At 37.0% G+C, this 4,804-nt stretch carries 6 protein-coding genes; 4 read left to right on the top strand and 2 right to left on the bottom strand.

Translation table 11 applies throughout. The annotated features are described in order from the left end of the window. Positions 1–486 precede the first annotated feature (486 nt). Complete coding sequence (locus C7H19_RS24790) at positions 487–1,599, bottom strand: ParM/StbA family protein (protein ID WP_106459578.1); 1,113 nt, start codon at positions 1,597–1,599, stop codon at positions 487–489. Then, positions 1,599–1,946 carry a hypothetical protein gene (locus tag C7H19_RS24785; protein WP_106459577.1) on the bottom strand — a complete coding sequence of 116 codons (348 nt, stop codon included), beginning with the start codon at positions 1,944–1,946 and terminating at the stop codon, positions 1,599–1,601. The genes C7H19_RS24790 and C7H19_RS24785 overlap by 1 nt, the downstream gene beginning before the upstream one ends. A gap of 310 nt (positions 1,947–2,256) precedes the next feature. Between C7H19_RS24785 and C7H19_RS24780 the strand changes: the two genes are divergently transcribed. From C7H19_RS24780 to C7H19_RS26045, 4 genes are all read left to right on the top strand, one after another. Then, complete coding sequence (locus C7H19_RS24780; RefSeq protein WP_106459576.1) at positions 2,257–2,595, top strand: hypothetical protein; 339 nt, start codon at positions 2,257–2,259, stop codon at positions 2,593–2,595. 537 nt (positions 2,596–3,132) lie between these two features. Further along, complete coding sequence (locus C7H19_RS24770) at positions 3,133–3,453, top strand: plasmid mobilization protein (protein WP_106459574.1); 321 nt, start codon at positions 3,133–3,135, stop codon at positions 3,451–3,453. Between the two features lie 45 nt (positions 3,454–3,498). Beyond that, the gene (locus C7H19_RS24765; RefSeq protein WP_106459573.1) at positions 3,499–4,065 is read left to right on the top strand and encodes a hypothetical protein; all 567 of its coding nucleotides are present in this window, start codon (positions 3,499–3,501) and stop codon (positions 4,063–4,065) included. A gap of 209 nt (positions 4,066–4,274) precedes the next feature. Then, positions 4,275–4,421 carry a hypothetical protein gene (locus C7H19_RS26045; protein WP_181280743.1) on the top strand — a complete coding sequence of 49 codons (147 nt, stop codon included), beginning with the start codon at positions 4,275–4,277 and terminating at the stop codon, positions 4,419–4,421. The last annotated feature ends 383 nt before the right edge of the window (positions 4,422–4,804 follow it).

Genomic DNA, 4,804 nt, shown 5'->3' with positions numbered 1-4,804 from the left:
TAGATAATTTTCTAAATGTGCTTTTCTTCCCATTCCCACAGTCTATCAGATAAATGGGTTCTCTTTTACGGATTTGGTATGAGACCAGTTTTCAATTCTTTAAACACTTTTTTTGGCTTTCTTTTTAAGCTTATTGAAAACTATAGCTGATAAGACTTATAGGCTTTTTGAGCTAATTAGAAAACGAGCTACTTTTGCAGGAAGTGAGTAAAAGCTACAATATTTGGCGTTTGAAGTGATCCGAAGAGCGGATCTGCCGAAGGCAGTGCGCTAGTTTTCTAGATCTGAAACTCCTACCAGGTAAACGTTTTCAGCTATTCTGCCCTTGGTGTCAGCGAGTGCGGTGTTTACCCCTGGCTTTGAGGACAACTGCGACAGTAAATTTTGCGTTTCGTTGCAGTACCCCGTGATGAGACAAAAGTCGCAGTGTGTAAGCTTTTTGAGCTTTATGCAAAATTCAAAAATTCCACAATTTGTGGAAAATCATCATTTAATCGCCGTTCGGTTGAGGTGCATCAAAAACCACAGATCGAGAAATCTAAGTGAGAAATTCTGTTCGGTTGCCCGTTGGTCATTTTTAAAAGGAGGCAATTCAACTGCAAGAGCGTGACTCCAAGAATCACACATCACCCCTGGAACGACAGAACGCAGATATTCATTGAGATATTGGGAGATAAAAACCGAAGCTCCACCACCAATAACGACTCGCTCTACAGATGACGGTAAGCGATCCTTTAACCAACTTTGCTCTAAAAGCTGCCAGTACAACTTTAACCCACTTGACCATGCTTCATCTAGAATTTTATGATGATACTCGTTTAAATGAGCATCCCTGAGAGCTAGATGACTGTAAGACTTATTCTGCCACTGTTTTCCGTCATAATTCATCTTCGATGAAGTAATGATCGCATTCTGCAACAGTTCACGATCGCATCCTGGTATTCGATAGGCAATTTTGTCCAAACAGTCATGGAAACCATACATCGTTGTACTACTCTTGCTCCTATTGAGTGAACCGTCCTCTAAAACTAATAATGAGGTATTACGATAACCAAACTGAAAGCCAATAAGCGTCCCCGATTGCTTTCTTTCACCCAACAACAAACCCAATCCTTCAGGGTAACATTTGATCGCCGTCCAAGATATCTTACATAACTTGTCCCTGAAATAAAACTGTTGGATTGCTTTAAGTTGGCGTACAATTCTCGTTGCCTCAAGGTCTTCACTTAAAGGCAATAACAACAATAATGAAACAGAAAAACTCCAACAGTTCAATCGATGAGCAATCACCCCAGTTGCGGCTAGAATTTTCGGAATTAATGATGAGCTTTTCAATGGCTTCATCGCCACATTGACTCGAAGATCTTGAGCCATCCGTCCGACAAAAAAACCATCTAATCCTTTCTCTAATCTGACGATCGCCTGATGTTCGGGTTTGACGAAATCACTACCACTTAGGGTCAGCATTTCCGTAATTAAGGACGCATCAACCGCCATCACTTCAGGCGACAGGGCAATATACTCAAGTTCTCGATCACTAACCCCATACAACACTTTAATCATCGATGTTCCCACATCAATTCCAAGATGAACTTTCATCAATTCCCCCCATCTCGAAATAGATTCATAATATTCAAATTCAATTGAGCCACATCAATTTCTTCTTCATCTTCAACATATTCATCGGTCTGAGGTGAAGAAACAGAAGATGTCTCTAAACCCCATTCCTCTCTAATCAATTGTCCCCAACCCTCACAGGTAATCGCACATTCTCTGGCTTGCTTATGACTCATAGAATCCAAAAACGGCCCGTATCGGGTCAGCATCATCTCTGTTAACTGAGAAGCAACTGCCTTCATCGGATAAGTTGCCTTTAAATACTTAATCACCCGATCCAACTGATCCCCTTCTTCATAATAGAGAACTACTCGTTTGTATTTTTTCATAACACAATAATGACTCTCTGTTTTTTAAAAAACAGTACATTAGAACCCTAACAGTAAAATAACATAGAACTTTTTAATTTAATCAGCCAAGTTCAAGAAATTGACTTTAAACACAATTATATTAATCATATTATATATTATTAAATTAATTGTTATTAAAAAGTTATATATTATCAAAAAAAGATAAAAAAATTGTTGATCCAAATTAATAAATAAATGATAGTAACCACCCACCCACCCCTCGAAAATAAATAGGAACCTGTCGGTTCTATGAGAGTGAAATATTCTGTAAACAAACAGGAGAAAAAAAATGAATACTGTTAACTTGATGACCCTTTGCTTCAACAAAGAAACCGAACAACAAAGAATGGCATTGTATGTTGCCCAAGAAGTATTAGGTCGTCGCCTTAACAAACAATATCGCGCTGAAGAGAAAAAGTTTGACTGGAAAGCTTTCAAAGCTGAATTTCAGAAACAATTCGGAGAATACAGCTATCCAGAATTAGTTAAACTTATCTTAGATAATGTAATGTGGGTACGCGATGAAAACCATATCCGCGAACTGTACTACTATTACCTTAAACAAGCGCGAGAAAACCAACAAAAACAACAAAGCGATACACTCACATTTAACTTTGCTCTGAAATAATTAATAATAAACTCAACTTCATATCTAAGAGGTTGAGTTTTTTAAACCCACCATCCCACCCACTTACCAAGAGAGCAACCTGTCGGTTGTAAAAATATGAACGTGATTCTCTCCTATCTTTGTAGTTAAGTTGCTTATCCTTAACTACTTCTTTTTTAGCCCACCATCCCACCCTTGTAAAATCTAGGCATCTCAAAATTTTATACCCGATAATTTTCCTTTCCGCCCCATAAATATGACATTTCTGGGTATAATAAATTCAATCTAACTATTAATAACCTTAAATTTCACTTAATAACTGGTTTCAATGAGCCTACTAATTAATTATTGAGTTAAGTAACGTTAGAATAACGCTATTCTATGCAACTTCGGTTTCTTGGATGGAGACGAGATTTGGTACTGATGTATTGGTTTCTCTATAGCAAGCAAGGACTTTGTATATACATTTTCAGCCCCTGCCATGTCGGAATCGTCGAATGATCGCCAAGCCCGACTTTTTGCCTCGATTACTAAAAACTACAGTTGTAAGACATTTATATGATAAAGAAAGACAAAAGTAGTACAAAAAAGACCGAGATTGTAATCGTGAGGGTAACCCTTCAGGAAAAGAAAAGGTTAAATCAAAAAGCATTACGAGGAGGGACGAATGTATCGGAATGGATAAGACGAACCGCCCTCGATAAAGAATTACCCACACCAAAGAGCGATCGCCAACTATACGCAAATTTACTATTGATTTATGATTCGCTTAAAACACTACGCCTTCAAGTCAAAGATGAATCAGAAGAAGCGTATAAAAACTTAGATCTGATCCAGTCACTCCTTAAGACAATGATTCAAAGATTTCTGAATCATTAGAAGGCTATCGCCTTTAAAAAATCGTAGTTCATTTCTTAAAGAACAATGATTTACGATTGGAATAAGCCTCATATAGACGATCGCCATTTCCTGCTATTGATTCAACAATGGTTACTCGGATTGGATTTAAGAGCGATTTTAGCCAATGAACCTTATCACAAACGATGGCTAAGTCAATTGCAAGAACGATACAACTTTAACAAGAGTAAACAAATTCACTTCAATCTACAGCTATCACAATTGATCAATGACGAAATGATTGAAGCCAACTATGATTGCATCACTCAAGAACACAGCTTCCATAACATTCACTACTTTAGAACACACGAAATCATCAATAAGGAGTTAATTGAAAAAGACTACAAAAATCAAATCAGTCTATGGTTACTAAAAGAAAAATTTGAAGCACAGCCTGATGCAATTACAATTAACTATTGGTTTTTGACTGAAATTGAGTTACTTCACTCCAGAATAGAATACACAGAAACATTACATAGACAGATAACTAAAAACCTTCTCAAACCCAAAATAGAAACCATGACATTACCAGAAATTCCAGTATTTCAGCTTAATATTGATGAAATTCCCAAAATCAACCCGTTTATAAGCTAAAACTAAAATTTCTTCTGATTTTGGACAACAATTCTACAATGTACAAAAGTTTAATCTCAATACGGCAATCCAAGAGGCAGCACATCAATAAAGAGCAATTTAAATAACTTATAGTACAAAGCCTCGGATATTTATCCATCTTTTTGACAACCAAGCTCAATCAATCCGTTGTATTACATTTTCATACATACTACATAAAGACAACCATCATGAACCGATTTTTCGCCAACCTCGAACTCGTCAAAGCTGCACTTAAAGCACAAGTTCAACACCGCAGACATAATTTTCAAGCTTCAGATCATATCAAAAAAACCGAACAAGCCTTTGAAGGAAAACGATTACAAGGTTTTGAGTAGGGAATTAATTATGCGATGCCATCAATGACTACATCAATACACCCGATCATCTTAAAGGAAATTCACTCATAACCCCTCAACCTCAAAAATATATGCTCGTTCAGGAAACCGCATCACAGTCAGATGAATGCTCAAGCGTAAGTAATCTTACTCAGTATAGTAGGTTTGCAGACACGCCATAAGTAAGCAGTGCAATTTATATAGGCTAAAATTAATTGATGCCTACACTTTGTAAAAGACAGGTATGTCTTCATTCATTCCACCGAGAGATAGAGATGCTTGGAGTACCATTCGAGGGTATGTCTACTCAAGGGGTGATGAACAGCAAAATAAAGTATATATATGAGGTTGAGGGCTTCATAGGTAGAAAAAGATCAGAGCTT

The organism is Aphanothece hegewaldii CCALA 016, assembly GCF_003007785.1.
GTDB classification, from domain to species: Bacteria; Cyanobacteriota; Cyanobacteriia; order Cyanobacteriales; family Microcystaceae; genus Chroococcus; species Chroococcus hegewaldii.
Note: the sequence above shows the minus strand (reverse complement) of the source record. Positions and strands in the feature narration are given on the sequence as shown.